Source organism: Streptomyces sp. A012304 (assembly GCF_026008495.1).
Lineage (GTDB): Bacteria > Actinomycetota > Actinomycetes > Streptomycetales > Streptomycetaceae > Streptomyces.
Map to the genome: position 1 here is coordinate 1 of NZ_BQUN01000163.1, position 362 is coordinate 362.

Here is a 362-nt window from a genome sequence, read left to right on the forward strand (position 1 = left end):
TGCGGACGTAGCTCAGTTGGTAGAGCGCAACCTTGCCAAGGTTGAGGTCGCGAGTTCGAGCCTCGTCGTCCGCTCGCAGGAAGTAGGGGTCGTCCCGATCCCCTACACTCCTGGTGGAGTGGCCGAGAGGCGAGGCAACGGCCTGCAAAGCCGTCTACACGGGTTCAAATCCCGTCTCCACCTCCAAGGACGATTAGCTCAGCGGGAGAGCGCTTCCCTGACACGGAAGAGGTCACTGGTTCAATCCCAGTATCGCGCACGATGCGTGACCTGTCGGTCACGGTCCCGAGGACGATTAGCTCAGCGGGAGAGCGCTTCCCTGACACGGAAGAGGTCACTGGTTCAATCCCAGTATCGTCCAC

General features: G+C 60.8%; 3 tRNA genes. All 3 read left to right on the forward strand.

Features of this window, described 5'->3' with window-relative positions:
• The first annotated feature begins 1 nt into the window (after nt 1).
• A tRNA-Gly gene (locus ALMP_RS35355) sits at nt 2-74 on the forward strand.
• Between the two features lie 38 nt (nt 75-112).
• Nucleotides 113-186, forward strand: a tRNA-Cys gene (locus ALMP_RS35360).
• 103 nt (nt 187-289) lie between these two features.
• Nucleotides 290-361, forward strand: a tRNA-Val gene (locus ALMP_RS35365).
• The last annotated feature ends 1 nt before the right edge of the window (nt 362 follow it).